24 protein-coding genes, 4 tRNA genes and 1 pseudogene are annotated in these 26,906 nt (G+C 62.9%); 19 read left to right on the forward strand and 10 right to left on the reverse strand.

What is annotated here, in order from left to right; all coding sequences use genetic code 11:
* Nucleotides 1-83 precede the first annotated feature (83 nt).
* Nucleotides 84-962, reverse strand: coding sequence for a LysR family transcriptional regulator (locus NY023_RS09720; RefSeq protein ID WP_013971861.1), 879 nt, complete (start codon nt 960-962; stop codon nt 84-86).
* 101 nt (nt 963-1,063) lie between these two features.
* Between NY023_RS09720 and NY023_RS09725 the strand changes: the two genes are divergently transcribed.
* Nucleotides 1,064-1,492 (forward strand): PACE efflux transporter, encoded by a 429-nt coding sequence (locus NY023_RS09725; RefSeq protein WP_013971862.1) that lies wholly within the window; start codon nt 1,064-1,066, stop codon nt 1,490-1,492.
* A gap of 122 nt (nt 1,493-1,614) precedes the next feature.
* Here NY023_RS09725 and NY023_RS09730 read toward each other — a convergent pair whose 3' ends face one another.
* The 5 genes from NY023_RS09730 to NY023_RS09750 form a co-directional block, all read right to left on the reverse strand.
* The gene (locus tag NY023_RS09730) at nt 1,615-2,676 is read right to left on the reverse strand and encodes a hypothetical protein (RefSeq protein ID WP_013971863.1); all 1,062 of its coding nucleotides are present in this window, start codon (nt 2,674-2,676) and stop codon (nt 1,615-1,617) included.
* A 190-nt stretch (nt 2,677-2,866) separates the two neighbouring features.
* Complete coding sequence (locus tag NY023_RS09735; protein WP_013971864.1) at nt 2,867-3,535, reverse strand: GntR family transcriptional regulator; 669 nt, start codon at nt 3,533-3,535, stop codon at nt 2,867-2,869.
* A gap of 16 nt (nt 3,536-3,551) precedes the next feature.
* A complete protein-coding gene (locus NY023_RS09740) occupies nt 3,552-4,256 on the reverse strand; it encodes a FadR/GntR family transcriptional regulator (RefSeq protein WP_015269682.1) in 705 nt (234 codons plus the stop codon).
* Between the two features lie 44 nt (nt 4,257-4,300).
* A complete protein-coding gene (locus NY023_RS09745; RefSeq protein ID WP_013971866.1) occupies nt 4,301-5,611 on the reverse strand; it encodes a C4-dicarboxylate transporter DctA in 1,311 nt (436 codons plus the stop codon).
* Between the two features lie 275 nt (nt 5,612-5,886).
* Entirely contained in the window at nt 5,887-6,060 is a 174-nt protein-coding gene (locus tag NY023_RS09750) for a hypothetical protein (RefSeq protein ID WP_155252246.1), read from the reverse strand.
* 55 nt (nt 6,061-6,115) lie between these two features.
* Here NY023_RS09750 and NY023_RS27720 point away from each other — a divergent pair.
* From NY023_RS27720 to NY023_RS09760, 3 genes and pseudogenes are all read left to right on the forward strand, one after another.
* A pseudogene (locus NY023_RS27720) lies at nt 6,116-6,397 on the forward strand (PAS domain-containing protein); the annotation flags it as partial.
* A 159-nt stretch (nt 6,398-6,556) separates the two neighbouring features.
* The gene (locus NY023_RS09755) at nt 6,557-7,681 is read left to right on the forward strand and encodes a methyl-accepting chemotaxis protein (RefSeq protein ID WP_372241169.1); all 1,125 of its coding nucleotides are present in this window, start codon (nt 6,557-6,559) and stop codon (nt 7,679-7,681) included.
* Nucleotides 7,682-7,694: 13 nt separating this feature from the next.
* On the forward strand, nt 7,695-9,380 hold the full coding sequence (locus tag NY023_RS09760) for a putative bifunctional diguanylate cyclase/phosphodiesterase (protein WP_013971868.1): 1,686 nt from the start codon (nt 7,695-7,697) through the stop codon (nt 9,378-9,380).
* Between the two features lie 7 nt (nt 9,381-9,387).
* Here the strand turns inward: NY023_RS09760 and NY023_RS09765 are convergent, their stop codons facing one another.
* On the reverse strand, nt 9,388-9,867 hold the full coding sequence (locus NY023_RS09765; protein ID WP_013971869.1) for an Lrp/AsnC family transcriptional regulator: 480 nt from the start codon (nt 9,865-9,867) through the stop codon (nt 9,388-9,390).
* Nucleotides 9,868-9,981: 114 nt separating this feature from the next.
* Between NY023_RS09765 and NY023_RS09770 the strand changes: the two genes are divergently transcribed.
* Nucleotides 9,982-11,229 carry an IS256 family transposase gene (locus NY023_RS09770; protein WP_013970710.1) on the forward strand — a complete coding sequence of 416 codons (1,248 nt, stop codon included), beginning with the start codon at nt 9,982-9,984 and terminating at the stop codon, nt 11,227-11,229.
* A 188-nt stretch (nt 11,230-11,417) separates the two neighbouring features.
* Here NY023_RS09770 and NY023_RS09775 read toward each other — a convergent pair whose 3' ends face one another.
* Both NY023_RS09775 and NY023_RS09780 read right to left on the reverse strand, forming a co-directional pair.
* The gene (locus tag NY023_RS09775; protein ID WP_280044778.1) at nt 11,418-12,482 is read right to left on the reverse strand and encodes an ornithine cyclodeaminase; all 1,065 of its coding nucleotides are present in this window, start codon (nt 12,480-12,482) and stop codon (nt 11,418-11,420) included.
* Between the two features lie 448 nt (nt 12,483-12,930).
* The gene (locus tag NY023_RS09780) at nt 12,931-14,691 is read right to left on the reverse strand and encodes a sigma-54-dependent Fis family transcriptional regulator (RefSeq protein WP_013971872.1); all 1,761 of its coding nucleotides are present in this window, start codon (nt 14,689-14,691) and stop codon (nt 12,931-12,933) included.
* A gap of 224 nt (nt 14,692-14,915) precedes the next feature.
* Here NY023_RS09780 and NY023_RS09785 point away from each other — a divergent pair, with 224 nt between their 5' ends.
* Genes NY023_RS09785 through NY023_RS09810 form a run of 6 tightly spaced genes read left to right on the forward strand, consistent with a single transcriptional unit; the run spans nt 14,916 to nt 20,847 of the window.
* Nucleotides 14,916-16,010 (forward strand): ABC transporter ATP-binding protein, encoded by a 1,095-nt coding sequence (locus NY023_RS09785; RefSeq protein WP_024086619.1) that lies wholly within the window; start codon nt 14,916-14,918, stop codon nt 16,008-16,010.
* Entirely contained in the window at nt 16,010-17,119 is a 1,110-nt protein-coding gene (locus tag NY023_RS09790; protein WP_013971874.1) for an ABC transporter ATP-binding protein, read from the forward strand. Before NY023_RS09785 ends, NY023_RS09790 begins: the two co-directional genes overlap by 1 nt.
* Nucleotides 17,116-17,979, forward strand: coding sequence for a carbohydrate ABC transporter permease (locus tag NY023_RS09795; RefSeq protein ID WP_013971875.1), 864 nt, complete (start codon nt 17,116-17,118; stop codon nt 17,977-17,979). Before NY023_RS09790 ends, NY023_RS09795 begins: the two co-directional genes overlap by 4 nt.
* A gap of 3 nt (nt 17,980-17,982) precedes the next feature.
* Nucleotides 17,983-18,783 (forward strand): carbohydrate ABC transporter permease, encoded by an 801-nt coding sequence (locus tag NY023_RS09800; protein WP_013971876.1) that lies wholly within the window; start codon nt 17,983-17,985, stop codon nt 18,781-18,783.
* 12 nt (nt 18,784-18,795) lie between these two features.
* A complete protein-coding gene (locus NY023_RS09805; protein WP_013971877.1) occupies nt 18,796-19,068 on the forward strand; it encodes a DUF2160 domain-containing protein in 273 nt (90 codons plus the stop codon).
* 39 nt (nt 19,069-19,107) lie between these two features.
* The gene (locus tag NY023_RS09810) at nt 19,108-20,847 is read left to right on the forward strand and encodes an ABC transporter substrate-binding protein (RefSeq protein ID WP_013971878.1); all 1,740 of its coding nucleotides are present in this window, start codon (nt 19,108-19,110) and stop codon (nt 20,845-20,847) included.
* Nucleotides 20,848-21,033: 186 nt separating this feature from the next.
* Here the strand turns inward: NY023_RS09810 and folD are convergent, their stop codons facing one another.
* The gene (folD, locus tag NY023_RS09815) at nt 21,034-21,888 is read right to left on the reverse strand and encodes a bifunctional methylenetetrahydrofolate dehydrogenase/methenyltetrahydrofolate cyclohydrolase FolD (RefSeq protein ID WP_013971879.1); all 855 of its coding nucleotides are present in this window, start codon (nt 21,886-21,888) and stop codon (nt 21,034-21,036) included.
* A 272-nt stretch (nt 21,889-22,160) separates the two neighbouring features.
* On the opposite strand from folD, the gene NY023_RS09820 reads away from it, so the two are divergent.
* The 8 genes from NY023_RS09820 to clpX all read left to right on the forward strand — a co-directional run bounded on the left by NY023_RS09820 (nt 22,161) and on the right by clpX (nt 26,836).
* Nucleotides 22,161-22,237: transfer RNA gene (locus NY023_RS09820), tRNA-Arg, on the forward strand.
* 42 nt (nt 22,238-22,279) lie between these two features.
* Nucleotides 22,280-22,355: transfer RNA gene (locus NY023_RS09825), tRNA-His, on the forward strand.
* Nucleotides 22,356-22,407: 52 nt separating this feature from the next.
* Nucleotides 22,408-22,492: transfer RNA gene (locus NY023_RS09830), tRNA-Leu, on the forward strand.
* Between the two features lie 44 nt (nt 22,493-22,536).
* Nucleotides 22,537-22,612 (forward strand) — tRNA-His (locus tag NY023_RS09835).
* Between the two features lie 238 nt (nt 22,613-22,850).
* Nucleotides 22,851-23,150 carry a DUF6388 family protein gene (locus NY023_RS09840; protein WP_013971880.1) on the forward strand — a complete coding sequence of 100 codons (300 nt, stop codon included), beginning with the start codon at nt 22,851-22,853 and terminating at the stop codon, nt 23,148-23,150.
* Between the two features lie 247 nt (nt 23,151-23,397).
* On the forward strand, nt 23,398-24,711 hold the full coding sequence (gene tig, locus NY023_RS09845; protein WP_024086620.1) for a trigger factor: 1,314 nt from the start codon (nt 23,398-23,400) through the stop codon (nt 24,709-24,711).
* 91 nt (nt 24,712-24,802) lie between these two features.
* Nucleotides 24,803-25,444, forward strand: coding sequence for an ATP-dependent Clp endopeptidase proteolytic subunit ClpP (gene clpP, locus NY023_RS09850; RefSeq protein WP_003259400.1), 642 nt, complete (start codon nt 24,803-24,805; stop codon nt 25,442-25,444).
* A 108-nt stretch (nt 25,445-25,552) separates the two neighbouring features.
* The gene (gene clpX / locus NY023_RS09855; protein ID WP_013971882.1) at nt 25,553-26,836 is read left to right on the forward strand and encodes an ATP-dependent Clp protease ATP-binding subunit ClpX; all 1,284 of its coding nucleotides are present in this window, start codon (nt 25,553-25,555) and stop codon (nt 26,834-26,836) included.
* Nucleotides 26,837-26,906: the final 70 nt, after the last annotated feature.

Below are 26,906 nucleotides of genomic sequence, written 5' to 3' on the forward strand. Positions count from 1 at the left end.
CCTATCGACCGGGATATCGGCTCAAGAGGTAAAAGATTGAAGCGCTTGCAGAAATTTCTTACGGTCGATTCGACGGACGGTCTTCACTGCTTACACAACTGCTCGATCAACAGGCGTGCGGCCTGCAGCAGCGGTTGTTGCTTGCGCCAGAGGATGTGTACTGGCAACTGCAATTCATTGCGGGTGTTGCGAAAATCCAGGCGCACCAGACGCCCGCTGGCCAGCAGTGGCGCGACCCTTGACAGCGGCAAGTCGCCCCAGCCCAGGCCGGCCTCGACCATCTGCAGGGCGAGGTCGAAGCTGTCGGTTGACCAGTGCGTGGCGCCTATCAACGGGCGTGGGTCTGTCACCGGAAGGTCATGGCTACGCACCAGGATCTGGCGCACCCGGGTCAGGTCTTCGAGGTAGTGGATACGCCCCTCGCGCAAGGCCGGGTGTGCGGGGGACAGCGTGGCCACCAGCGACTCCATGCCGATGTGCTGGAAGCCGCGACGGGCATCGACCTGCAGCCCGGCAAAAGCCACGCAGAGGTCGGCGCGGCCACTGTCCAGCAGGTGTACTGCCTCTTCCTGCGGGGCGCTGAGCAGGGCGATGTCCAGCAGCGGGTGCCGCTCACCCAGGCGAGCGATGGCCGCCAGCAGCGGGCGGTGGTCGATGTCCGGCACCACGGCCAAGGTCAGGCTGCTCTCCAGCCCCTGGGACAGTTCCAGGGCATGCACCTGCAGCAGCCCCAGTTGTTCGGCGATCAACCGGGCATGAGGTTCCAGCGCCTTGGCCTCGGCGGTGGGGCGGACTTCCCGTGGGCCGCGCTCGAACAGGGTGTAGCCCAGTTCGGCCTCGAGGTTGCCGATGGCCATGCTCACGGCCGAAGGCACCCGCTGCAGGGCCCGCGCAGCGGCGGAAAACGAACCGCGGTCGAGCACGGCGAGAAACAGCTGGATATTGTCGCTGGAAAAGTTCATGGCAGCCTCCTGTCAGAAGATCTGACAGCTGCTGACTTTTACTGTCAAGCACGATGAAGCATGATCGCGCCCCATCGCTTTGTCATTGGAGGTAATCCCGGGTGCAGGGACTCAAACGCAAACTCGTCTACGTGACTTTCTATGAACTGATCGGGCTGTGCATGTCGACCCTCGGGCTGGCCTACCTGTCGGACACCCACGCATCGCATACCGGGCCTCTGGCGGTGATGATCACTACCATCGCCATGCTCTGGAACCTGATCTACAACACCCTGTTCGAGTGGTGGGAAAGCCGCCAGGCCAAGCGCGGGCGCAGTGTGGCACGGCGGGTGGCGCATGCCATCGGCTTCCAGCTGACCCTGGTGGTGTACCTGATCCCGCTGATTGCCTGGTGGCTGGACATGACATTGCTGGAGGCGTTGCTGGTGGACATGGCGTTTATCGTGCTGGTGCCGTGCTACACCTTTGCCTACAACTGGGCGTTCGACCGGATCTTTGGCTTGCCCAGCTCAGCCTTGGCAGCAGCCTGATTCAACCTGTTCCGGCCTTTTCGCAGCACAAGGCTGCTCCTACAGCGACCGCACAACCTTCAGGCGGGAGCGGTCCCTGTAGGAGCAGCCTTGTGCTGCGAAAAGGCCGACACAGTCAACCACTACGGCGGCAGGCGAATGATCAAAGGCTCCTGCTGCTGCTTCACCTGCTGCTCAACCGGTTGTTCCTCCGTCCTCGGTGCACTGGCCAGCAAGCTGTCCTCGACCTGGCCCGAAAGGTAGTACACCCCCGACATGGCCCCGCTCTGGCGGTTCTCCATCAGCTCCTGCCATTCCTGGTTCAGCGCCACGTTGAGGATCACCCGCAACTGCTCGACCATCTGCGGGTGTTCGCGGTCATGGGTCATGACCCCATAGCCGGCCGCCGCAATAGAAATCATCGCCCCCGCCACTTTGCCCACTGCCGACGCCACGGCACTGGCGATGCCGCGCGGAGCCAGGGTGGCGCCGAGCTTTTCGCTGGCCTGGTTGGCCACCGAGTTCAGCCCGACATCGGTCTTGCCCGGGCCTTTGCTGGCCTGCTGGTGCAGATGCTGGCGCATGGCTTGCCAGGCAGGTTGCTGGGCCAGCGACTTGGCCCGCAGCAGCTGGTAAAGGCTGGCATTGCGCGCATCCGGTGGCCCCAGGGCGATGGCGGGAATGCGGTTGAGGCGTTGGCTGAACTGCTCGGGGGGAGCGTTGTAGCGGCTGATGATGGCCGGCAGCTGCTGGCCGAGCAGTTGCAGGTACAGCTCGCTGGCGCGGTCGCGAATGCCTTCGGGGTTGATCTGCTCGGCCACCGGTTCGATCACCCGCTTGTGGTACTGCTCCTGCAGGTACAGCGCCAGGCGCTTTTCCGCCGGCTCCCGGCCTTCACCGCTGTCGATCTTGTACCAGGCCACCTTGAGGGTCAGCCACTGCTGGGTCCAGTAGCCGGTAAACCAAGGGATGAAGTCGCTTTCGGTACGCTGCTGTACCTGTTCCTTCCACACCCGCATGGAACGGCGTGCATAGTCGTTGGCCGAGCTGCCGGCGCCGACCGAGGCTTCGATCAGTTCCTGGTCGATGCGTTGCCAGGTGGCGGTGGTGAGCACCACCGGTGGCGGCGGGACAGGTGGGGGCTTGCCTGCGCAACCGGCCAAGGCCAGCAGCAGGCACAGTAGCAGGAGGGCTCGAGTGCTCACGCAACCGCCTCCCTGATAGAGGCTGGGGTGGTTCTCGGAGTATAGGGTGGGGAGTGAAGGGCTGCCGTGCAGCCTATCGGCGGTTCAGGATCAACGCAGATTTCTGCGTGAACGCGGTCCCTGTGGGAGCGGCCCTTTCGCGACACAAGGCCGCTCCCACAGGGACCGCGTTCACCAGAAAGAGCGTGGGTCATTCCAGATCGAGCTTTTCTTCCAGGCGGTCGAGGTGCTTGTGCATCAGGCCCAGCGCCGCCTCGGCATCGCCATGCTCCACGGCATCGATGATCGCCGCATGTTCCTCCCACGCGCAGTGGTCGCAGCATGGCGACTCGTAGCGGGCGATGATCAGCGAGGTCATCGGCACCAGGCCGTTGAGGAACCGTGCCAGTGGCGCATTGGCGGCCACCTGCGCCAGTTTCAGGTGAAACTCGCCGCCCAGGCGGATCGCCGCACAACGCTCGCCGTTTTCATGGTGCTGGCGCTCGCGCTCCACCAGTTGCCGCAGCTGGCGAACCTGTACCGGCCGGGCGCGTTGCGCGGCCAGGGTGATCAGCGTGGTTTCGGCCAGGCGCCGGGCGCTGAGCACCTGGCGTGCCTGCTCCGGGTCGGGCACGGCCAGATGCGCAGTGTGGCTGGGGCGCTGCACCACCACCTGCTGGTCGGACAGGCGCCCGAGCACACGGCGGATCACTGTACGGCTGACACCAAAGGCATGGCCCAGCGCCTGTTCGGGCAACAGGCTGCCAGGTGGCAGGCGCTGTTCGAGGATGGCATCGAACAGCCGCGGGTAGATCTGCTCGGCCGACAGGCGGGTTTCGCCGGCCGCGAGCAGGGCCGGCAAGTGAGGGGCGGCGTTCATGGTCGCTCTCCTGGGGTCATGGATGCGGGTGTTCGTCCGGGATGTTCAACGGGATGCCCATGCGCAACCCTTCGGCCAGGATGTGCTGGCGCATCTGGGCACTGGCCTGGGCGCTGCTGCGCTCACGTATGGCGCGCACCACCGCTTCGTTTTCCTTCAGCCGCGCGGCCAGGTGCTCTGGCGAATTGCGCAGCATGTCGGCGCTCTGCTTGAGGGCATTGCCGGTCTGTTGCACCACGCTCTGGAAGATCGGGTTGGTGGTCAGGGCGAACAGCGCTTCATGGAAGGCGATGTAGGCCCTGACTCCGGCTTCGCTGTCATCGGCCTCCAGCGCTTCACGCATGTCCATCAGGGTAAGGCGCAGCTGGCCGATGTCCTGACTGTTGGCCGACTGTGCCACCAGGCCGACGATGAAAGGCTCAAGGGTGTAGCGCAGCTCCAGCACGTCGGCCAGGCTGGCTGCGGCGCTGGTGTCCAGGCCCGGTTCCTGGGTGGCGGCGTCGACATCCAGTACCAGCACACCCTTGCCTGGCAGCGAACGCACCAGGCCCAGGGTTTCCAGCACGGTCACCGCTTCGCGCAGGCTGGGGCGGCTGATGCCCAGTTGTTCGGCCAGTTCGCGCTGGCCTGGCAGCATGTCGCCGGTACGCCATTGGCCTCGGGCCAGGGCCTGGCGCAGTTTTTCCACCACTGAGTTGACGACGGTAGATGAGCTGATCACGGTTCGCTCCTGGAAGGGCCGGCGTCAGTGCCGGCCACGTTCGCTCAAAATTCCTGTTGATGGGGGTTGGGCTGCTTGCGTGGGGTGGGGGCGAAACCGGGCTTGCCGTCGAGCACGTTGTGCGCACGTTCCAGGTCGATGTCCTTCTCCCAGCGTGCGATGGCCACGGTGGCCACGCAGTTGCCGATCAGGTTGGTCAGCGCTCGGCCGATGCCCATGAACCAGTCCACCGCCAGTACCAGTACCAGGCCGACCACCGGGATCGCCGGCACGGCGGTCAGGGTAGCGGCGAGGATGACCAGCGCCGAGCCTGGGATGCCGTGAGCGCCCTTGGAAGTCACCAGCGATACCAGCAGGATGGTCAGCAGGTCGGTCATTGCCAGTGGCGTGCCGGTGGCGTTGGCGATGAACACGATGGCCAGGGTCAGGTAGATGGAGAAGCCATCGAGGTTGAACGAATAACCGGTGGGGATCACCAGGCCGACGGTGGAGCTGCCGATGCCCAGGTGCTCGAGCTTGCGCATGATCTGTGGCAGTACGGCGTCGGACGAGGCGGTGCCCAGCACGATGGTCAGTTCTTCACGCAGGTACTTGATCAGCGGCAGCAGCTTCAGCCCCGACAGGCGCATGACCGTGCCCAGCACGATCAGTACAAAGCCGGCACAGGTCAGGTAGAACAGCGCCACCAGCCCGCCCAGGTGCTGCAGCGATTCCAGGCCGTACTTGCTGGTGGTGAAGGCGATGGCACCGAACACGCCGATCGGTGCCAGGCGCACGATCATGCCCATGATGCGGAAGATCACGTGGCTCAGTTCGTTGATCAGCCGCGAGATGCCGGCTGCCGAGTCACCCACCAGGTTCAGCGCGCTGCCGAACAGTACCGAGAACAGCAGCACCTGGAGGATGTTGTTGTCGGCAAAGGCGCCGATCACCGAGGTGGGGATCAGGTCCATGAAGAACGCCGTGGCGCCGTGGATGTGCTGGCCGCGCTCGGCCAGGCTGCTGGCGTCGGCGCTGGACAGTTGGTCCAGGTGGATGTTGGCGCCGCTGCCGATGCCGCTGGTGAAGGCGAACACCAGGCCGATCACCAGCGCCAGGGTGGTCAGTATCTCGAAGTAGATCACCGACTTCAGGCCGATGCGCCCGACTTTTTTCAGGTCGCCGGCGCCCGAGATACCGCTGACCACCACGCAGAACACGATCAGGCCGATGAGCATCTTGATCAGCTTGATGAAGCCGTCGCCAAGGGGTTTGAGTTGCAGGGAAAGGTCGGGGAAGCTGAGACCGCAGGCGATGCCGAGGGCAAGGCCGAGCACGACTTGAAGGAAGATCGAACGCGAGCACCATTTGAGCATGGGAGGGATCTCTGATCGGTGTCCTTGCTTCGGTAGCCGCACGGGGCGAAAGAGCGCAGGACTTAATTATTGTGGTCTTACCGGTTTGTTCAGCGCGAAGCCATGAAAGCGCGAAAAATCCGACATTGCAAGGATTTTTGGCCTTACCGGTCTGACCAGTTGTGGGGCAATCCAGCGTCTCTGGCTCTAATTCGGTGCATCTGGTTGGGTCGAGCCGCAGTGCGGCCGTTCACAGGTGAATCGCAGCGGGGAACCGCGTGCGCACATGAATCAGATCAGGCTTTGGCCAGTGCCTCGTGCAACATTGCAATCAGCTTGCCAAGCGCCATGCCGACCTCGATATTTTCGATAACGCTATGATTCGTAAGGTTTATTTGCATTCCTTGGCTGACCTCGTAGAATCCGCGCCCGACCGGGAAGTCACCAAAGGGTCGATTGCAGGGGTTCATCCTGATAATCGCCTCGCAAGCAGGCTCCCGGCGTTTGAATGAATGGAGTCTCATAGTGCGTCTCAACCTTCCGGTCACCCCGGTAGAGCAACGTTTTCCCCCCGATCAGCGATTGATTTCTGCTACCGACACCAGCAGCCTGATCACCTACTGCAACCCCGAATTCGCCGCCATCAGCGGTTACAGCGAGGCAGAGCTGATCGGCAGCCCACACAACCTGGTACGCCACCCGGACATGCCGCCGGCGGTGTACCAGTTGATGTGGAATTACCTGAAGGCCGGCAAGAGCTGGATGGGCATCGTCAAGAACCGCTGCCGCAACGGTGATTACTATTGGGTCAACGCCTACGTCACGCCTATTCTCGAAGCCGGGCGGGTGGTGGGCTATGAATCGGTACGGGTGTGCCCGACGCGTGAGCAGGTGGCCCGTGCCGAGGCCCTGTATGCGCGCATGCGCAACGGTCAGGCTGTGTTGCCCTGGTCACGGCGCGCGACCATGCTGGCGCGTGACCTGGCCGTACCGCTCGTGGGCGGGGGGCTGGCTTTGGGGGCCAACAATCTGTGGCCCGGCCTGGTCGCGCAGGGGCTGACCCTGGGGCTGTTCCTGGCCTATGGCCTGTTGGCACGCAATGCCGTTGGGCGGCAGATGGAGCGCATAGTGCAGGGCGCAGACGGCACCTTCGCCGACCCGATCGCCGCCTTGACCTACAGCGACCTGCCCGGTGCTGGCGGACAACTGCAATTGATGCTGATCAGCGAGGAGGCGCGGCTGAAAACCGCGCTGACCCGGTTAAGTGACTTGGCGGCCCAGATGGCCGTGGCTGCACATGATGCCGGGGCGTTGTCGCGCAGCACCGAGGCGGCATTGCTGGAGCAGCGTGCGGAAACCGACCTGAGCGCCACTGCCATGAACCAGATGGCCGCTTCCATCGGTGAGGTTGCCAACCATGTGCAACTGACTGCTGCCGAAGCCCACACTGCGCACCTGCTGGCCGAGCAGGGCAGCCTGGTGGCCGACGCCAGCGGAGCTGCAATCCGCACCTTGGCCGGTACCGTGGCCCAGATCAACCAGGCGGTCAGCCACCTGGCTGGTCAGACCGGTGCAATCGCCGAAGCCACCGGGATGATCCGCGGCATCGCCGAGCAGACCAACCTGCTGGCGCTAAATGCCGCCATCGAGGCGGCCCGTGCCGGCGAGCAAGGCCGTGGCTTCGCCGTGGTCGCCGATGAAGTGCGGGCACTGGCCGACAAGACCCGGCAGTCGACACTGCACATCCAGGCTATCATCGATGCTCTGCGCAGTGGCGCAGAGGAGGCCGTGGCGATTGCCAGCCAGGGCATCGACGGTGCCGAGCAGGGCGTTGCCCAGGTGCAGGAAGCGCGGCAGGCGTTGCGTGGCATTCGTGATGCGGTGCAGCGCATCAGTGACATGAGCCAGCAGATGGCTACGGCTTCGCAGCAGCAGGCGGCCGTCGCCGAAGACGTCTCGAGGCAGATCAATGGTGTGGCCGGCATAGCCCAGCACAGCGCACACAGCGCCAACGCCGCAGCCTCTCGCGGCGCCGAACTGGAAGAGGTGTGCGCCGGATTGCGTGCTCTTGTGGAGCGCTTCAACCGTTAAGGCAGGATGCTTTATGGATGACAACTATCGTGCAGCCGTTGACGCGGCTGCGATCTTTTCCGAAACCGACCTGCGTGGAACCATCACTTACGTCAACCAGCAGTTCTGCAGCATCTCGGGCTACAGCCGCGAGGAGCTGCTGGGCGCCAACCACCGCATCCTCAACTCCGGCCTGCACGAGCCGGAGTTCTTCGTCGGCATGTGGCGGGCGCTGGCCGCCGGCCGGGTGTGGAAGGGCGAGATCTGCAACCGCGCCAGGGACGGCTCGCTGTACTGGGTCGACAGCACCATGGTGCCACTGGTCGACCCGCTCACCGGAGAGGTGCGCAAGTACGTGTCGATCCGTTTCGACGTCACCGAGAAGCGCCAGCTGCTGCATACCTTGCAATGGCGTGTGGGCCATGACGTGCTAACCGGCCTGCCCAACCGCGCTTACCTGTCCGACCTGCTGAACCAGGCCCTGGCCTACTCGCGCCGTGAAGACATTCCGCTGGCTGTGTGCATGCTCGACCTGGATGGCTTCAAGGCAGTCAACGACGGCTACGGGCATGCCATGGGCGACCTGCTGTTGGTCGAGGTGGCGCGGCGCCTGAAGCACATCCTGCGCGATGGCGACGCAGTGGCCCGGTTGTCGGGGGACGAATTCGTGCTGATCCTGCGCAACGTCGAAGACCGCCAGTTGCATGCTGCGCTGCGCCGGGTGCTGCGGGCACTGGCGGCGCCTTATGTGGTACGCGAGCAGCGCCTGTCGCTCAGCGCCAGTATCGGCGTGACCCTGTACCCGCAGGACGACGAAGACGCCGACACCTTGGTGCGCCATGCCGACCAGGCCATGTATGTGGCCAAGCAGCGTGGGCGCAACCGCTATCACCTGTTCGACGTGACACAGGAACAGGAACTCAAGGCTACCCACCAGACCGTGGCGCGGGTGCGCCGGGCCCTGCACAACGGCGAGCTGTGCCTGTATTACCAGCCCAAGGTCAACCTGCGCAGCGGCCAGGTGCTGGGCTTCGAGGGCTTGCTGCGCTGGCAGCGGCCAGGCCGCGGGCTGGTGCCGCCTGGTGATTTCCTGCCGGCGGTGGAGCAGACCGACCTGATCGTGGAAATCGGCGAATGGGTGCTCGACCAGGCGCTGAACCAGTTGCAGGCATGGCAACGTCAGGGGCAGCCCTGGTCACTGAGCGTGAACATCGCCGCGCGGCATTTGCAGCGTGGTGACTTTGTCGAGCGCCTGCAGCAGTTGCTGGCGGCGCACCCGGAGGTGGACCCGGCGCGGCTGGACCTGGAAATCGTCGAGTCGGTGGCCATCGATAACCTGCAGCATGTCAGCTGCTGTCTCGATGCCTGCCGCGCACTGGGTGTGCGCTTCTCCCTGGACGACTTTGGCACTGGCTATTCGTCGCTGAGCTACCTGAAGCGCTTGCCGACACAGACGATCAAGATCGATCAGTCATTTGTGCGCGACATCCTGCATGACCAGGACGACCTGGCGCTGACCGAAGCGGTGATCGGCCTGGCCCGGGCGTTTGGCCGCGAGGTGATTGCCGAAGGGCTGGAGAGCGTCGAGCACGGCCGCGTGCTGATGGGCCTGGGCTGCGAACTGGCACAGGGTTACTGCATCGCCCGGCCGATGCCGGCCAGTGCGGTGCAAGCCTGGGCGCAGGCCTACCGGCAGCCGGAACAATGGCGTGACCCTTGATGCCGCGTCAGCGGGCCATTGGCTTGACCTCGGCCAGCACCGGGTGCGCCACCAGCTTGTCGATGTGCAGGGCGTCGTCGTTCATCCAGCTTTCGCTGAGCAGCCGGTAGTGTTCCATGTCGTGGCAACGCAGGCGCAGGCTGTAGTCGAAGTGGCCGCTGATCAGCTGGCACTCGTGCACTTCCGGGCAGTTGCGCAGGGTGGCTTCGAAGGCCTTCTGCGCGGCCCGCCCGCTTTGGTTGGACAGGGCGACCAGCACCAGCAGCGACACCCCGGGCGCGACCTTCTGCAGGTCGATGATCGCCCCGTAGCCGCGGATCACGCCACGGCGCTCCAGCTTGCGTACACGCTCCAGGCAGGGGCGCGGGGTGAGGTGGACGAGGCTGGAGAGTTTTTCGAAAGTGATGCGGCCGTCATGGCGCAGGATGTCGATGATCGCTTCGTCGATGCGGTCGAGGGGGGGGGCGTTGGCGTCCTTGGTGTCCATGCGCTTGGGCTTCTTTCAGAAGAGGGCATGGGACAGGTTAGGCGGTAAAGGGGGCCGCTGCGGAGGGTGTCAGAAATTTTGTGTTCGGGCATAACATGAGTAAGAGGTGCATGTATGCCAACCAAAAAGAAACCCCTGCGTGACCTGCCCAAAATCCCCAAAGAGCTGCTGGAGCAGTTCGGTGAGGGTTTGATGACCGCAGAAGCTATCGAGGATGCCTCTGCGGCGTTCAAAAAGGCCCTGATTGAGCGAGCTCTGCATGCCGAGCTCGGCCACCACCTGGGTTATCCGCCGGGCGCGCAGCGCCCAGAGGATGAAACCAACCAGCGTAACGGTAAGAGTGGCAAGACGGTTTTGACCGGCGATGGCCCTCTTCGTTTGGAAATTCCCCGAGATCGAGACGGCAGCTTTGCACCCATTCTGATCCCTAAGCACGAGCGGCGGTACACCGGCTTCGATGACAAGATCATCGCCATGTACGCCCGAGGCATGACGGTCAGAGAGATCCGAGCCTTTCTGTCCGAGCAGTATGGAACCGACGTTTCGCCCGATTTCATCAGCTCTGTGACAGATGAGGTCATGGAGGAGATTGGCGCGTGGCAACAGCGACCACTGGAGCCGATGTACCCGGTCATTTTCTTCGATGCGCTGCGGGTGAAGATTCGCGAAGAAGGCCTGGTGCGCAACAAGGCCATTTACCTGGCACTGGGCGTTCTACCCGACGGGACGCGCGATATCTTGGGCATCTGGATCGAGAACACCGAGGGTGCGAAGTTCTGGATGAAGGTCTTTAACGATCTCAAGACGCGTGGTGTCGAAGATGTGCTGATTGCTGTGACCGATGGTCTCAAAGGCATGCCAGAGGCCCTCAGCGCCGTGTTTCCAGAGACGACGCTGCAGACGTGCATCGTGCACCTGATCCGCAACAGCCTCGACTTCGCGGCCTGGGACAAGCGGCGGGCTCTGGCCAAGGAGCTGAAGCCGATTTACCAAGCCATCAATGCTGAAGCGGCTGAGCAAGCACTCGATGAATTTGAAAGCGGGCCGTGGGGCGAGAAATATCCAACGGTGGTGGCTGCCTGGAGACGCGCCTGGGATCGAGTGATTCCATTTTTCGTCTTCCCTCCGGCCATCAGGAAGGTGATTTACACTACCAACGCCATCGAGAGCATCAACGCCCAACTACGCAAGGTCATCAAGACTCGCGGGCATTTCCCGAATGATGACGCAGCGACCAAACTGATTTGGCTGGGATTGCGCAACATAACAGCCAATTGGGGAAAACCGGCCCATGATTGGAAAAGCGCGATGAATCAATTTGCGATTCTGTACGGAGATCGGTTCATCAGGCCAACCTGGTGAAAATCAGGGCCTGCCTGGCGGCAGGCCATTACCGGCCCGAACACAAAAAAACTGACAGTCCCCGCTGCGCGGCCCATCGCGACACAAGGCCGCTCCCACAGGGATCGCGCAACCGTTCGAAATGGCGGCGGACTTTTGTGGGAGCGGCCTTGTGTCGCGAAAGGGCTGCGCAGCAGCCCCAAGGTCTATCAGGCACAGACGGAGTTAGCCTTGTTTACTGCCCGCAACTCCACCACCCGCGGCTGCAACAACCCATACAAATCCTTCGGATCCTCCAGCACCGGCACCAGCCCGATGTCTTTGCCGATATCCAGTGCCTGCGCCGTGTCCAGCACATAGCGCAATGCCGAGTAATCCTCCAGAGCAAACCCCACCGAGTCGAACAGCGTCACCTGTTCGCCGTGCTCACGCCCCTTGGCTTCCCCGGCGACCACACGCCAGAACTCGGTCACTGGCGAGTCTGCAGGCATCTGCTGGATCTCGCCTTCCACCCGGCTTTGCGGTTCGTACTCGACGATCACCCGGGCCCGCTCCACAATCGCCCGATGCAGCTCGGTCTTGCCCGGGCAGTCACCACCCACGGCATTCAGGTGCATGCCCGGCTCGATCATCTCCGGGGTGAGGATGGTGGCGCAGGCCTTGTCGGCGGTTACCGTGGTGACGATATCGGCCCCGCGCACCGCTTCGGCCACGGAGCTGGCGATGCTCAGCTTGAGGCCGGGGCGGTTGGCCAGGTTGGCGACCAGCTTGGCCGAGGCAGCCGGGTCGATGTCATACAGGCGGATTTCATCGATGCCCAGCAGGGCATTGAAGGCGATGGCCTGGAACTCGCTCTGCGAGCCATTGCCGATCAATGCCATGCTGCGGCTGTCTTCGCGCGCCAGGTAGCGGGCGGCCAGGGCCGAGGTGGCGGCGGTGCGAATGGCGGTGGTCAGGGTCATTTCGCTGAGCAGCAACGGTGCACCGGTATCGACGCTGGCCAGGGCGCCAAAGGCCATCACCGTGAGCAGGCCATGGCGAGTATTCTTCGGATGGCCGTTGACGTACTTGAAGGCGTAGCGGCAGGCGTCCGAGATTGGCATCAGCTCGATCACGCCGTCCGCTGAATGGTTGGCCACCCGGGCGCATTTTTCGAAGGCGGGCCAGCGCAGGTAGTCCTGGCGGATGTACTCGGCCATTTCCAGCAGGCACGTGGGCAGGCCTTTGCGGTTGACCAGGCGGGCCAGGTCTTGCACATCGATATAACGGGTCATGAGGGGTCTCCCTGCGGTCGACGCTTCCAGAGTGGGCTCTGGTTTCATTGTGCGGCGGGTGGGGAGGCAAAGCTGGCTGTAATGGGCTGTGGCGGCAGCGGCTTTGGCTGATTTCGCTGCGCTGGCAGCCGAATCGGCTGTGGCTGGGCCGGCCCTATCGCCGGCAAGCCGGCTCCCACAGGGATATCACAGGCCTTGAGAGCGGCGCTGCAGGAGATAGCCCAGCCCTTTGGGCCGCACTGTCGCACAGATAACTGAATTCGCAAGCGATCCTCGTACCCTGTGGGAGCGGCTTTAGCCGCGAAGCATCCAACGCGGTGCATGGCACCGGCTGCGCCGGTGTTCGCGGCTAAAGCCGCTCCCACAGGGTCCCTGCTAATTCAATGAGTTATGTGCAGTTCTATGAGAGCTGGCTTGCCGGCGATGGGGCCAGTACAGGCCAGGGCAATCATCGCTCACGCAGCCGCTTGTACAGCGTGGTGCGGCTGATCCCGAGCCCGCGCGCCACCGCCGAGAGGTTGCCATTGGCTTGTTCCACCAGCTCGCGCAGGTCCGCCTCTTCGGTCGCAATCGGCACAGGCTCAGGCACAGGTACCTGCGCCTCGGCGAGAAAACCCGCAGGCAGGTGTTCCAGGCCAACCGGCTCATTACCCGCCAAGGCCAGCGCCACCTGCAGCACACTCACCAGTTCACGCATATTCCCCGGCCAGGGGTGCCGGTCTAGCAGCTCGATAATGGCCGCAGGCAGCCGCGCAGGCTGCCCGGGGTCACGGTAGCGCGCATGCACCTGCTCGATCAGCTGCCGGCGGTCATTGCGCTCGCGCAGCGGCGGCAAAACCACTGCCAGCCCGGCGATGCGGTAATACAGGTCCTGGCGAAAGCGCCCGGCGCGCACTTCTTCGGCCAGGTCGCGGTTGCTCGCCGACACCACGCGAATATCCACCGCCACCGGTTTGCCGCTGCCCAATGGCTGGATACTGCGCGTCTGCAGCACGCGCAGCAGGCGGGCCTGGGTGGGCAACGGCATGTCGCCAATTTCGTCGAGGAACAGGATGCCGTGGTGGGCCTTGCGAATTAGCCCCGGGTTGCCCTTCTGATGGGCGCCGGTGAACGCGCCCTTGTCGTAGCCGAACAGCTCCGACTCAACCAGCTCTGCGGGGATCGCCGCGCAGTTGACGGCTATGAGCGGCTGGCTGGCGCGGCTGCTGGCCCGGTGCAGGGTATCGACGAATACCTCCTTGCCTACGCCGGTTTCGCCCTGCACCAGCACGGGGATGTCCTTTTCCAGCAGCAGGCCGGCCTGCGCCAGGGCCTTCTCCAGGCGTGGTTCGGCGCTGATGGCGGCGGGGCGGCCGGGGGCCTCGCGCGGCGGCTGCCACTGGCAATGAAAGCGGTTGCGCCCGGTGGCTTGCAGGGCGAAGGGCTGTTGCCGGGGATGGCTGAGCAGTTGTTGCAGGGGCAACTGGAACAGTTGCTCGATGTTCTGCTGCAGCGGGTTGCCCCCGAGCAGGGTGTCGGCCCGGTGATTGGCGGCCAGCACCTGCCCCTGCTCATCGAACACCAGCAGGCCGGCCCAGGGGCTGTCGAGGTTGTCGGAGGCGCTGTTGAAGATCAATTGCGCATGCTGGTCGGCATGCTCGGCGAGGATCAGGCGGTTCTCCAGGCTCTGGCCCATCATGCGTACCAGGCCCAAGGTCTGGCTGGCGGGCAGGTAGCCGTCGCTGGCCACATCGAGCACCCCGACCAGCTGCCGTTCGGCGTCGAACAGCGGCGCGGCGGCGCTGGACATATAGCGGTTCTGGCGCAGGAAGTGCTCGTCCTGGCCCACGTGGATCGCCTCGGCGCAGACCAGCGCGGTGCCCAGCGCATTGGTGCCGACACCGCGCTCGTGCCAGTGGGCCCCGGCGCTGAAACCATGCAGCTGGCGCGGCTCGATGAACCGCCGCGAGCCCCAGCTGTCGAGCAGGCAGCCGCTGGCATCGGCCAGCATCACCAGGTAGCTGGCATTGCCCAGCAGGTGGGCATATTGCGGCAGCACCGCTTCGCGGGTCAGGCGCAGCAGGGCCTGGCGCCGCTCCAGCAGGGCGCTCAGCTCGGCGCGGGTCAGGCAGTCGAAGTCCGGGGCGTGCTGGGGTTGCAGGCCGTGGTCGCGGCAGCGGGCCCAGGAGGCCTGGATCAGTTGGGCATGGGGCGAAGCGGATGCGGCCATGGGCCTGTCCTGTGTGATTGTTGTCATGGGGCCGACCGCTGTTCAGTGTCGTGCACGGTTGTTCAATGTCAAACCGGCAAGTGTTCAGTTGTTCAGTGCTTGTGTTCAGTTGTGAACCTGCGATTGACCGGTGTTGCCGGCCAGGCCCCGGGCCAGACGGTTGCGGCGCATCTGGCACGAAACTGGCTGTGCCCGGCAGACAAAAACCACAAGAAGGCCACGCCATGTCCCTGGTGCTGGAACAGGTCAGCCGCAGCGTCGACAACCAGGCCTGGATCGTCGATGCCTCACTGCGTTTCGAACCCGGCTCGTTCAACGTGCTGCTGGGCCGCACCCTGGCCGGCAAGACCAGCCTGATGCGGCTGATGGCCGGGCTCGATCGCCCGGACCGGGGGCGGGTGCTGATGGATGGCCAGGACGTGACTGGCGTGCCGGTGCGCCAACGCAATGTGTCGATGGTGTATCAGCAGTTCATCAATTACCCGACCCTCAGCGTGTACGAGAACATTGCGTCACCGCTGCGCCAGGCACGCATGGACGAGCCCCAGATTCGCCGACGGGTGCAGGAAACCGCCGAGATGCTGCGCATCGAAGCCTACCTGCAGCGCCTGCCGCTGGAGCTGTCCGGTGGCCAGCAGCAACGCACGGCAATGGCCCGGGCGCTGGTCAAGGATGCCTCGCTGATCCTGTTCGACGAGCCGCTGGTCAACCTCGACTACAAGCTGCGCGAGGGCCTGCGTCAGGAGCTGCGCGAGCTGTTCGCGGCGCGCCACTGCATTGCCGTGTATGCCACCACCGAGCCCAACGAGGCGCTGGCTCTGGGCGGCACCACCACCCTGGTGCATGAGGGCCGTATCGTCCAGAGCGGGCCTACCGCCGAGGTCTACCAGCGCCCGGGCAGCGTGCTGGCTGCCGAGCTGTTTTCCGAGCCGCCGATCAACCTGGTGCCTGGCCGTATCAGCGGCAACGACGTGTGCCTGGCCCAGGCCGTGCACTTCGCCCGCAACGCCGACTTGCAGCCGCTTGCCGAGGGTGACTACCGCTTTGGCGTGCGGCCCAGCCACATCAGCCTGGTGCCGGCGCACGACGACGACCTGGAATTGTCGGTGCTGGTGGAACTGGCCGAGATCAGTGGTTCAGAGACCTTCCTGCATGTACGCAACGAACACTGGCGCATGATCCTGCACCTGCCAGGGGTACACGAATACCAGGTGGACACGCCGATCCGCGTGTTCATCCCCACCCACAAGCTGTTCGTGTTCGACAGTACCGGGGCGCTAGTGCAGGCCCCGGGGCTGCGCCAGGCAAGGAGAGGTTGATGGCCGAGATCCGCCTGCGCCAACTGGCGCACAGCTACAGCCGCCAGCCCGCCAGCGAGGCGGACTATGCCCTGCACGCGCTGGAGCATGTGTGGGAGCAGGGCGGTGCCTACGCCTTGCTCGGGCCGTCGGGCTGCGGCAAGTCGACCTTGCTCAACATCATCTCCGGGCTGCTGACTCCTTCCCACGGCGAGGTGCTGTTCGACGGCAAGCCGGTCAACCAGCTGTCACCGCAGGCGCGCAACATTGCCCAGGTGTTCCAGTTCCCGGTGGTTTACGACACCATGACGGTGTTCGACAACCTGGCGTTTCCCTTGCGCAACCAAGGGTTGGACGAAGCCCGGGTGCAGGCCCGGGTGGAAGAGATTGCCGAGGTGCTCGACCTGTCGGCCGTGCTGCGCAAGAAGGCGCGCAACCTCAGTGCCGACGAAAAGCAGAAGGTCTCCATGGGCCGTGGCCTGGTGCGCGATGACGTGTCGGCGATCCTGTTCGACGAGCCGCTGACGGTGATCGACCCGCACCTGAAGTGGAAGCTGCGGCGCAAGCTCAAGCAGATCCACGAGCAGTTCAACATCACCATGATCTACGTCACCCACGACCAGTTGGAGGCCTCGACGTTCGCCGACAAGATCGCGGTGATGCACGGCGGGCGCATCGTCCAGTTCGGCACCCCGCGCGAACTGTTCGAGCGGCCGCGGCATACCTTCGTCGGTTACTTCATCGGCAGCCCGGGGATGAACCTGATCGAGGTGCGCGCCGAAGCGGACGGGGTGGCGTTCGGCGATATTCACCTGGTGCTGCCCGGGCAAATGCGAGAGCACCTGCGAGAGCGCCTGGCGGTCACAGGCGGTGGTCGCCTGCAGCTGGGCATCCGCCCGGAATTCGTGCAGCTGTGGGAGAGCCCGTTCGATGATGCCTACCCGGCACGGGTGCTGGACGTCGAGGACCTGGGCACCTACCGCATCGTCACCCTCGAGCTGGGAGGTGTCGCGCTCAAGGCGCGCCTGGGCGAGGACCGTCCGCTGCCGGTGGCCCAGGCCTGGGTCAGCCTGCCGGCGCAGTGGCTGATGCTGTACCTCGACGATGTGCTGCTGGAGGCCGGGCCATGAACAAGGTGCCGAACAACAAGGCCTGGTGGCTGGTGCTGCCGGTGTTCCTGCTGGTGGCATTCAGTGCGGTGGTGCCGATGATGACGGTGGTCAACTACTCGGTGCAGGACATCTTCGACCAGTCCAACCGCTACTTCGTCGGCGCCGACTGGTACCGTCAGGTGCTGCGCGACCCGGCGCTGCACGATGCGCTGCTGCGTCAGTTCATCTATTCCGCCTGCGTGCTACTGATCGAGATCCCGCTGGGCATCGCCATTGCCCTGACCATGCCGACCAAGGGGCGCATGGCCTCGGTGTGCCTGATCGTCATGGCCATCCCGTTGCTGATCCCTTGGAACGTGGTCGGCACCATCTGGCAGATTTTCGGCCGGGCCGACATCGGCCTGCTCGGCGCCACCCTGGCCAAGCTCGGGGTCAGCTACAACTACGCTGGCGACCCGTTCGACGCTTGGCTGACCGTGCTGGTGATGGACGTGTGGCACTGGACATCGCTGGTGGCGTTGCTCTGTTACTCGGGGCTGCGCGCCATCCCCGACGTGTACTACCAGGCCGCTCGCATCGACCGTGCCTCGGGCTGGGCGGTGTTTCGCCATATCCAGTTGCCCAAGCTGAAGAACGTGCTGCTGATCGCGGTGATGCTGCGCTTCATGGACAGCTTCATGATCTACACCGAGCCCTTCGTGCTGACCGGTGGCGGGCCCGGCAATGCCACCACCTTCCTCAGCCAGACCCTCACGCGCATGGCCGTGGGGCAGTTCGACCTGGGCCCGGCGGCGGCGTTCTCGCTGGTGTACTTCCTGATCATCCTGCTGGTTTCCTGGCTGTTCTACACAGCCATGACCCATGCCGACAAGGACTAGGCCATGAGCACGCGCAAATCGCTGGCCCTGCTGCTGTACTTCTTCTTCCTGCTGGTGCCGATCTACTGGCTGCTGAACATGTCGTTCAAGAGCAACACCGAGATACTCGGCGGCCTGACCCTGTGGCCACAGGCGTTCACCCTCGACAACTACCGGGTGATCTTCACCGATGCCAGCTGGTACAGCGGCTACATCAATTCGCTGTACTACGTGTGCCTGAACACGCTGATTTCGCTGCTGGTGGCGCTGCCAGCGGCATATGCCTTCTCGCGTTACCGCTTCCTCGGTGACCGGCACCTGTTCTTTTGGCTGCTGACCAACCGCATGGCGCCACCGGCGGTGTTCCTGCTGCCGTTCTTCCAGCTGTATTCGTCGATCGGCCTGTTCGATACCCATATCGCCGTGGCCCTGGCCCACTGCCTGTTCAACGTGCCGCTGGCAGTGTGGATCCTCGAGGGGTTCATGTCTGGTGTGCCGAAGGAGATCGACGAAACGGCCTATATCGACGGCTACAGCTTCCCACGCTTCTTCGTGAAGATCTTCATTCCGCTGATTGGCTCCGGCATCGGCGTGACGGCGTTTTTCTGTTTCATGTTCTCCTGGGTGGAGCTGCTGCTGGCGCGCACCCTCACCTCGGTGAATGCCAAGCCGATCGCCGCGGTGATGACCCGTACCGTGTCTGCCTCGGGCATAGATTGGGGGGTACTGGCGGCGGCGGGGGTACTGACCATCTTGCCGGGCATGCTGGTGATCTGGTTCGTGCGCAACCATGTGGCCAAGGGCTTCGCCCTGGGCCGGGTGTGAGGAGGGCAAGGCATGGAGTGGATGGCCTGGACCTTGCCGACGGCGCTGTTCTTCGCCGCCGTCGGCGTGCTGCTGCTGGGCATGACCCTGCTCGAACTGCGCCGCCCCTGCGTGGAGCGACGCGGCTTCCTGCCGCTGGTCACCAGCCGTGGCGACCGTTTGTTCATCGGCCTGCTGGCCAGCGCCTACCTGCATTTGCTGGTGGTTGGCGTCAGCGAGTGGCCATTGTGGGTGGCCTCGCTGCTTTCGCTGGCGTGGCTGGTGGTGGTGCTGCGCTGGGGCTGAGCGAGCGGCCCTGTGGGATAACTGAAACGGGAGATCACAATGTTCGACAACAAGTACAACAGGCGACATTTGACCCTGGCCGCGTTGCTGGTACTGGCCAGCGTGCAGGGCACAGCCTGGGCCGACCAGTACGAGGATGCGGCAAGAAAGTGGCTCGGCAGTGAGTTCAAGCCTTCGACCCTTACCCCTGAACAGCAGTTGGCCGAGTTGAAGTGGTTCATCAAGGCTGCCGAACCGTTCCGTGGCATGAAGATCAACGTGGTGTCGGAAACCATCACCACCCATGAATACGAGTCCAAGGTGCTGGCCAAGGCCTTCAGCGAGATCACCGGTATACAGCTGACCCACGACCTGCTGCAGGAAGGCGACGTGGTGGAAAAGCTGCAGACACAGATGCAGTCGGACAAGAACATCTATGACGGCTGGGTCAACGACTCCGACCTGATCGGTACGCACTTTCGCTACGGCAAGGTGGAATCGATCACCGACCTGATGGCCAACGAAGGCAAGGACTACACCTCGCCGACCCTGGACCTGAAGGACTTCATCGGCATTTCCTTCACCACCGCGCCGGATGGCAAGGTCTACCAACTGCCGGACCAGCAGTTCGCCAACCTCTACTGGTTCCGTGCCGACTGGTTCGAGCGGCCCGAACTGAAGGCCAGGTTCAAGGAAAAATACGGCTACGAACTTGGTGTGCCGGTGAACTGGTCAGCCTACGAGGACATTGCCAGGTTCTTTACCGAAGACGTCAAGGAAATCGACGGTAAACGCGTCTATGGCCACATGGACTACGGCAAGAAAGACCCGTCACTGGGCTGGCGCTTCACCGATGCCTGGTTCTCCATGGCGGGTGGCGGCGACAAAGGTTTGCCTAATGGTCTGCCGGTGGACGAATGGGGCATTCGCGTGGAGGACTGCCACCCGGTGGGGTCCAGCGTGACCCGTGGCGGCGACACCAACGGCCCGGCTGCCGTGTATGCCACGCAGAAATACGTGGACTGGATGCGTGCCTATGCGCCCAAGGAAGCCCAGGGCATGACCTTCTCCGAAGCCGGCCCGGTGCCGGCCCAGGGCAACATCGCCCAGCAGATCTTCTGGTACACCGCGTTTACCGCCGACATGACCAAGCCCGGTCTGCCGGTGGTGAATGCCGACGGCACGCCGAAGTGGCGCATGGCGCCTTCACCGAAGGGGCCGTACTGGGAGGAGGGGATGAAGCTGGGCTACCAGGACACCGGTTCGTGGACCTTCTTCAAGTCCACCCCCGAGAAGCAACGCCTGGCTGCGTGGCTGTATGCCCAGTTCGTCACCTCCAAGACCGTGTCGCTGAAAAAGACCATCGTCGGCCTCACGCCGATTCGCGAATCGGACATCAACTCCCAGGCCATGACCGAGCTGGCGCCCAAGCTGGGCGGGCTGGTGGAGTTCTACCGCAGCCCGGCACGGGTACAGTGGACACCGACCGGCACCAACGTGCCGGACTACCCGCGGTTGGCGCAGCTGTGGTGGAGCCACATCGCCGAAGTGGCCAGTGGCGAGAAGACCCCGCAGGAAGCGCTGGACGGCCTGGCCCGCGATCAGGACCGGATGATGGAGCGCTTGCAGCGGTCCAACGCCCAGGCCACCTGTGCACCGAAGCTGAACCCGGAGAAGGATGCCCAATACTGGTTCGACCAGCCTGGGGCGCCGAAACCGAAACTGGCCAACGAAAAGCCCAAGGGCGAGACAGTCAGCTACAACGAACTGCTGAAGTCGTGGGAGGCGGCCAGGAAGTGATCGGCTGAGTAACGCGCCGGCTTCTTCGCGGGTAAACCCGCTCCCACAGAGATATCGCCATCTTCTGGGACGGCGCGCAACCTGTGGGAGCGGGTTCACCCGCGAAGAGGCCGGTGAAGCCAATGCATTGATCACGGGCAAAAAAAACGGCACCTGCCAGAGGTGCCGTTTTCATATCACGCGGTATTACTTGTGCAGCTCTTCCGCCGCATACAGCGTGTTCTCCAGCAGGCATGCGCGGGTCATCGGCCCGACGCCGCCCGGCACCGGCGTGATCCAGCCGGCGCGCGGCAGGGCGGTCTCGTAGACCACGTCGCCGACCAGCTTGCCGTCTTCCTGGCGGTTGATGCCCACGTCGATAACGATGGCACCTTCCTTGATCCATTCACCCTTGACCAGGCCAGGCTTGCCGGCGGCCACTACCACCAGGTCGGCGCGGCCGACATGGCCGGCGAGGTCCTTGGTGAAGCGGTGGCAGACGGTCACGGTGCAGCCGGCCAGCAGCAGCTCCATGGCCATCGGGCGACCAACGATGTTGGACGCGCCGACGATGACCGCGTTCATGCCGTACAGGTCCTGGCCGGTGCTTTCCAGCAGGGTCATGATGCCCTTCGGTGTGCACGGGCGCAGCAGCGGGATGCGCTGGGCCAGACGACCGATGTTGTACGGGTGGAAGCCATCCACGTCCTTGTCCGGGCGGATGCGCTCGAGCAGCAGCGAGGCGTCCAGGTGCGCCGGCAGCGGCAACTGCAGCAGGATACCGTCGACGGCCGGATCGTCATTGAGGCGGTCGATCAGCTCGGTCAGGGCCTGCTGCGTGGTTTCGCTGGGCAGGTCGAACGCCTGCGAAATGAAGCCGACCTCTTCGCAGTCCTTGCGCTTGTGCGAGACATAGACTTGGGAGGCGGGGTCGGTGCCGACCAGGATCACCGCCAGGCCCGGCGTACGCAGGCCTTGCTGGCGACGCTCCACGACACGTTGAGCGATCTGCTGGCGCAGGCTGGCGGCGATCGCCTTGCCATCGATTAGGTGTGCAGTCATAGACGCGTGATTAACCATCGAGAAGGAAACAATTAAAGAGGGCGCATTCTCGCACGACATGGGCCAAGGGCAAAGGCGGGTGGTCGGGCAAATCCCCTAAGCCCTTAAATAATTTAAATTTTTTTGAGAAAGGTGTTGACGACTTTCAGGCTCGCCTATAAGATTCGCCGCACTTGTCGGGCACAGCCTAGCACTGGTTGGCGAAGTCGGGCAGAATGAGTGGTTTAGCAGTTAGCTGTTAAAGGTCTCGTTCGGTTAGGCTTCAAGCTTAAGCGCCCGTAGCTCAGCTGGATAGAGCATCCGCCTTCTAAGCGGATGGTCGCAGGTTCGAGTCCTGCCGGGTGCGCCATTTAGGCAGCTTTGGCAAGCAAGTAGGCTGTAATGCAATATGGTGGGCGTAGCTCAGTTGGTAGAGCGCTGGATTGTGATTCCAGTTGTCGTGGGTTCGATTCCCATCGTCCACCCCATATTCTTCAAAGGCGCCTCGATAGCATCTGGCGCCTTTGTTTTAAGCGTTACGCGGACGTGGTGAAATTGGTAGACACACTGGATTTAGGTTCCAGCGGCGCAAGCTGTAAGAGTTCGAGTCTCTTCGTCCGCACCATGCTTCTGTAAGGTTGTACCGCAACATCGCAAGACCGCAATATGGTGGGCGTAGCTCAGTTGGTAGAGCGCTGGATTGTGATTCCAGTTGTCGTGGGTTCGATTCCCATCGTCCACCCCATATTTCTTCGAAGGCGCCTTGATCGTGAGATCGGGCGCCTTTTTGTTTTTGCTCTGTGTGTATGGTTTGAAGGTTCTAGCGCCTGTGAGATCGAGCGGCGCTGACAATTTCATGGCGAATCACCTCTCGGTCAAATCGCATCCCGGCCCTTGCAATCCTCTGGTGACACCCCAATAAAAGCTGTTAGATTTCAGCCGGTTGAAACGCCGGCCCATTTGGCCGGCAGAGGAACAGCCCGATGATCGCAAAAGAAGCCCGTCAGGCACTGGCGCTACAGCGCTTTGCCGAGGCCAACCCGCAGCTGCTAGAAGAGATCCGTGAGCTGGATGCGCGCGAGCAGGCCCAGCAGATCGAGTGGGCGTTCGAGGATGCGGCCGAGGAGCAGGGTATCCAGCCTTGGGAGTTGGCCCTGCAACTGATCGCCGAAACCCCCGAGCAACTGCAGGCCATGCGCCTGGAGACGCACCGTGAGGTGGCCGAGGCGCTGGGGATGGAGTGGGAGGAGTACTGCAAGTTCAACGAAATCGAACCTGAATAAAGGAAGCGAATTCGTTGGTGGCAGTTGTTTGACAAGGTATTTCGGCTGCAGGTCGCCTGGTGGCGTCGTGCGGCCCCATTGAAGCAGGCCCGGCGCTATGTCGTGCGGGCCGTGAAAGTTAATCGACCGGCGTGGTTTCCCGTCGTCCCGAGTGGGGTGACTTCTGCTGCGCGACTCACTAGAATGCTTGCCCTTGATTCTGGAGTCGGGCTAACGCCGGCTAACGTCTGTGCAACGAGGAATATCCATGCAAGTTTCTGTTGAAAACACTTCCGCTCTCGAGCGTCGCATGACCATCGCCGTTCCGGCCGAGCGCGTCGAGAACGAAGTCAACAAGCGTCTGCAACAGACTGCCAAGCGCGCCAAGGTTGCCGGCTTCCGCCCAGGCAAAGTGCCGATGAGCGTGATTCGTCAGCGTTTCGAAGCCGATGCCCGTCAAGAGGCGTTCGGTGACCTCGTCCAGGCTTCCTTCTACGAAGCCATCGTCGAGCAGAAGCTGAACCCGGCTGGCGCCCCTGCGGTAGAGCCGAAGTCCTTCGAAAAGGGCAAGGACCTGGAGTTCGTCGCCATCTTCGAAGTGTTCCCGGAGTTCACCGTTGGCGGCCTCGAGTCGATCAACGTCGAGCGCCTGAGCGCCGAAGTGGCTGATGCCGACCTGGACAACATGCTGGAAGTGCTGCGCAAGCAGAACACCCGCTTCGAGGCCGTCGAGCGCGCCGCGCAGAACGACGACCAGGTCAACATCGACTTCGTCGGCAAGGTCGACGGTGAAGTGTTCGCCGGTGGTTCGGCCAAGGGCACCCAGCTGGTACTGGGCTCCGGCCGCATGATCCCAGGCTTCGAAGACGGCCTGGTTGGCGCCAAGGCTGGCGAAGAGCGCGTTGTGAACGTGACCTTCCCAGAGGACTACCAGAACCTGGACCTGGCTGGCAAAGCCGCCGAGTTCACCATCACCGTCAACAGCGTTGCCGCTCCTGTGCTGCCAGAGCTGAACGAAGAGTTCTTCGCCCAGTTCGGCATCAAGGAATCGACCCTGGAAGGCTTCCGCACCGAAGTTCGCAAGAACATGGAGCGTGAACTGCGCCAGGCCATCAAGGCCAAGGTGAAGAACCAGGTCATGGACGGTCTGCTGGCTGCCAACCCGATCGAAGTGCCGAAAGCCCTGCTGGAAAACGAAGTCAACCGTCTGCGCGTGCAGGCTGTTCAGCAGTTCGGTGGCAACATCAAGCCTGAGCAACTGCCGGCCGAGCTGTTCGAAGAACAAGCCAAGCGCCGTGTGGTCCTGGGCCTGATCGTGGCCGAAGTGGTCAAGCAGTTCGAGCTGAAGCCGGACGAAGGCAAGGTTCGCGAAATGATCGAAGAAATGGCTTCGGCTTACCAAGAGCCTGAGCAGGTCATCGCCTGGTACTACAAGAACGACCAGCAACTGAACGAAGTCCGTTCGGTTGTGCTGGAAGAACAAGTTGTAGATACTGTTCTGCAGAAAGCGACTGTGACCGACAAGTCGGTCTCGTACGAAGATGCCGTTAAACCAGCTCAGGCTCCAGCCGCCGCTGAGTAACAGGCTTCTCTCGTAGGAAACCCCCACAAGCCAGCCTTCGAGCTGGCTTGTGCGTATTCAAGCCATGACTATTTGGGAGTGAGCGCAGGACATGTCCCGCAATTCTTATATTCAGCAGAGCTCTGACATCCAGGCCGCAGGCGGTCTGGTCCCGATGGTTATCGAGCAGTCCGCCCGTGGCGAACGCGCTTACGACATCTACTCGCGCCTGTTGAAGGAGCGTGTGATCTTCCTGGTTGGCCCGGTAGAGGACTACATGGCCAACCTCGTCGTTGCGCAACTGCTGTTCCTTGAAGCGGAAAACCCGGACAAGGATATCCATCTGTACATCAACTCGCCGGGCGGTTCCGTCACCGCCGGCATGTCGATCTACGACACCATGCAGTTCATCAAGCCGGACGTCTCGACCATCTGCATCGGCCAGGCCTGCAGCATGGGCGCCTTCCTGCTGGCTGCTGGTGCCAAGGGCAAGCGTCACTGCCTGCCTAACTCGCGCGTGATGATCCACCAGCCGCTGGGCGGCTTCCAGGGTCAGGCCACCGATATCGAGATCCACGCCCAGGAAATCCTCAATATCAAGGCCCGCCTGAACGAGCTGCTGGCCTACCACACCGGCCAGGATCTCGAGACCATCAAGCGCGACACTGAACGTGACAACTTCATGAGCGCCTCGCGCGCGGCCGAGTACGGCCTGATCGACTCGGTCTACGACAAGCGGCAACTGGCCTCCTGAACCGGGGTGCCAGAGCAGGTAGGCGCGGAAAGCGCCTACCTGCGGACTTGAAAAAGCCCGCAATTGCCTTCATCTTGTGTTGCAAGCCTACCGGATTGGATCGATCGAATGACTGACACCCGTAACGGCGAGGACAGCGGCAAATTGCTTTATTGCTCCTTCTGCGGCAAAAGCCAGCACGAAGTGCGCAAACTGATTGCCGGGCCCTCGGTATTTATCTGCGACGAGTGCGTCGACCTGTGCAACGACATCATCCGTGAGGAGGTGCAGGAAGCCCAGGCCGAGAGCAGCGCGCACAAATTGCCTTCGCCGAAAGAAATCAGCGGTATCCTGGACCAGTACGTCATTGGTCAGGAACGCGCGAAGAAGGTGCTTGCCGTAGCGGTGTACAACCACTACAAGCGCCTGAACCAGCGTGACAAGAAGGGTGACGAAGTCGAACTCGGCAAGAGCAACATCCTGCTCATCGGGCCAACCGGCTCGGGCAAGACCCTGCTCGCCGAAACCCTTGCACGCCTGTTGAACGTACCGTTCACCATTGCTGACGCCACCACCCTGACCGAAGCAGGTTACGTGGGTGAGGACGTCGAGAACATCATCCAGAAGCTGTTGCAGAAGTGCGACTACGACGTGGAAAAGGCCCAGATGGGCATCGTCTACATCGACGAGATCGACAAGATTTCGCGCAAGTCGGACAACCCGTCCATCACCCGTGACGTATCGGGCGAGGGCGTGCAGCAGGCACTGCTGAAGCTGATCGAAGGCACCGTGGCCTCGGTTCCGCCGCAAGGCGGCCGCAAGCACCCGCAACAGGAATTCCTGCAGGTCGATACCCGCAACATCCTGTTCATCTGCGGTGGTGCCTTCTCGGGCTTGGAAAAGGTCATCCAGAACCGCTCCACCAAGGGTGGCATCGGTTTTGGCGCCGAAGTACGCAGCAAGGAAGAGGGCAAGAAGGTTGGCGAGTCCCTGCGTGAGGTCGAGCCGGACGATCTGGTCAAGTTTGGCCTGATCCCGGAATTCGTCGGCCGCCTGCCGGTGCTGGCAACCCTCGACGAGCTGGACGAGGCCGCGCTGATGCAGATCCTCACCGAGCCGAAGAACGCCCTGACCAAGCAGTATGCCAAGCTGTTCGAGATGGAAAACGTCGACCTCGAGTTCCGAAGCGATGCGCTCAAGGCCGTGGCGCGCAAGGCCCTGGAGCGCAAGACCGGCGCCCGTGGCCTGCGTTCGATCCTCGAAGGCGTTTTGCTCGACACCATGTACGAGATTCCTTCGAAGAAGGATGTCAGCAAGGTGGTGATCGACGAGAGCGTCATCGATGGCACTTCGCAGCCGCTGATGATCTACGAAAACAGCGAGCCGCAAGCCAAGGCCGCGCCGGACGCCTGATCCAGGTAATGGCCGGTTGATGGTTGCAAGCAAGAAGGGGCCTACGGGCCCCTTTCTGCTTTTCCTGCGC

Source organism: Pseudomonas sp. NBB, assembly GCF_032701105.1.
Taxonomy (GTDB): domain Bacteria; phylum Pseudomonadota; class Gammaproteobacteria; order Pseudomonadales; family Pseudomonadaceae; genus Aquipseudomonas; species Aquipseudomonas asiatica.

Coding starts and splice junctions, on each gene's coding strand:
- NY023_RS09720 (WP_013971861.1), bottom strand. CDS start 962: ATGAACTTTTCCAGCGACAATATCCAGCTGTTTCTCGCCGTGCTCGAC.
- NY023_RS09735 (WP_013971864.1), bottom strand. CDS start 3,535: ATGAACGCCGCCCCTCACTTGCCGGCCCTGCTCGCGGCCGGCGAAACC.
- NY023_RS09745 (WP_013971866.1), bottom strand. CDS start 5,611: ATGCTCAAATGGTGCTCGCGTTCGATCTTCCTTCAAGTCGTGCTCGGC.
- NY023_RS09750 (WP_155252246.1), bottom strand. CDS start 6,060: ATGAACCCCTGCAATCGACCCTTTGGTGACTTCCCGGTCGGGCGCGGA.
- NY023_RS09755 (WP_372241169.1), top strand. CDS start 6,557: ATGCTGGCGCGTGACCTGGCCGTACCGCTCGTGGGCGGGGGGCTGGCT.
- NY023_RS09760 (WP_013971868.1), top strand. CDS start 7,695: ATGGATGACAACTATCGTGCAGCCGTTGACGCGGCTGCGATCTTTTCC.
- NY023_RS09765 (WP_013971869.1), bottom strand. CDS start 9,867: ATGGACACCAAGGACGCCAACGCCCCCCCCCTCGACCGCATCGACGAA.
- NY023_RS09770 (WP_013970710.1), top strand. CDS start 9,982: ATGCCAACCAAAAAGAAACCCCTGCGTGACCTGCCCAAAATCCCCAAA.
- NY023_RS09775 (WP_280044778.1), bottom strand. CDS start 12,482: ATGACCCGTTATATCGATGTGCAAGACCTGGCCCGCCTGGTCAACCGC.
- NY023_RS09780 (WP_013971872.1), bottom strand. CDS start 14,691: ATGGCCGCATCCGCTTCGCCCCATGCCCAACTGATCCAGGCCTCCTGG.
- NY023_RS09785 (WP_024086619.1), top strand. CDS start 14,916: ATGTCCCTGGTGCTGGAACAGGTCAGCCGCAGCGTCGACAACCAGGCC.
- NY023_RS09790 (WP_013971874.1), top strand. CDS start 16,010: ATGGCCGAGATCCGCCTGCGCCAACTGGCGCACAGCTACAGCCGCCAG.
- NY023_RS09795 (WP_013971875.1), top strand. CDS start 17,116: ATGAACAAGGTGCCGAACAACAAGGCCTGGTGGCTGGTGCTGCCGGTG.
- NY023_RS09800 (WP_013971876.1), top strand. CDS start 17,983: ATGAGCACGCGCAAATCGCTGGCCCTGCTGCTGTACTTCTTCTTCCTG.
- NY023_RS09805 (WP_013971877.1), top strand. CDS start 18,796: ATGGAGTGGATGGCCTGGACCTTGCCGACGGCGCTGTTCTTCGCCGCC.
- NY023_RS09810 (WP_013971878.1), top strand. CDS start 19,108: ATGTTCGACAACAAGTACAACAGGCGACATTTGACCCTGGCCGCGTTG.
- folD (WP_013971879.1), bottom strand. CDS start 21,888: ATGACTGCACACCTAATCGATGGCAAGGCGATCGCCGCCAGCCTGCGC.
- NY023_RS09840 (WP_013971880.1), top strand. CDS start 22,851: ATGATCGCAAAAGAAGCCCGTCAGGCACTGGCGCTACAGCGCTTTGCC.
- tig (WP_024086620.1), top strand. CDS start 23,398: ATGCAAGTTTCTGTTGAAAACACTTCCGCTCTCGAGCGTCGCATGACC.
- clpP (WP_003259400.1), top strand. CDS start 24,803: ATGTCCCGCAATTCTTATATTCAGCAGAGCTCTGACATCCAGGCCGCA.
- clpX (WP_013971882.1), top strand. CDS start 25,553: ATGACTGACACCCGTAACGGCGAGGACAGCGGCAAATTGCTTTATTGC.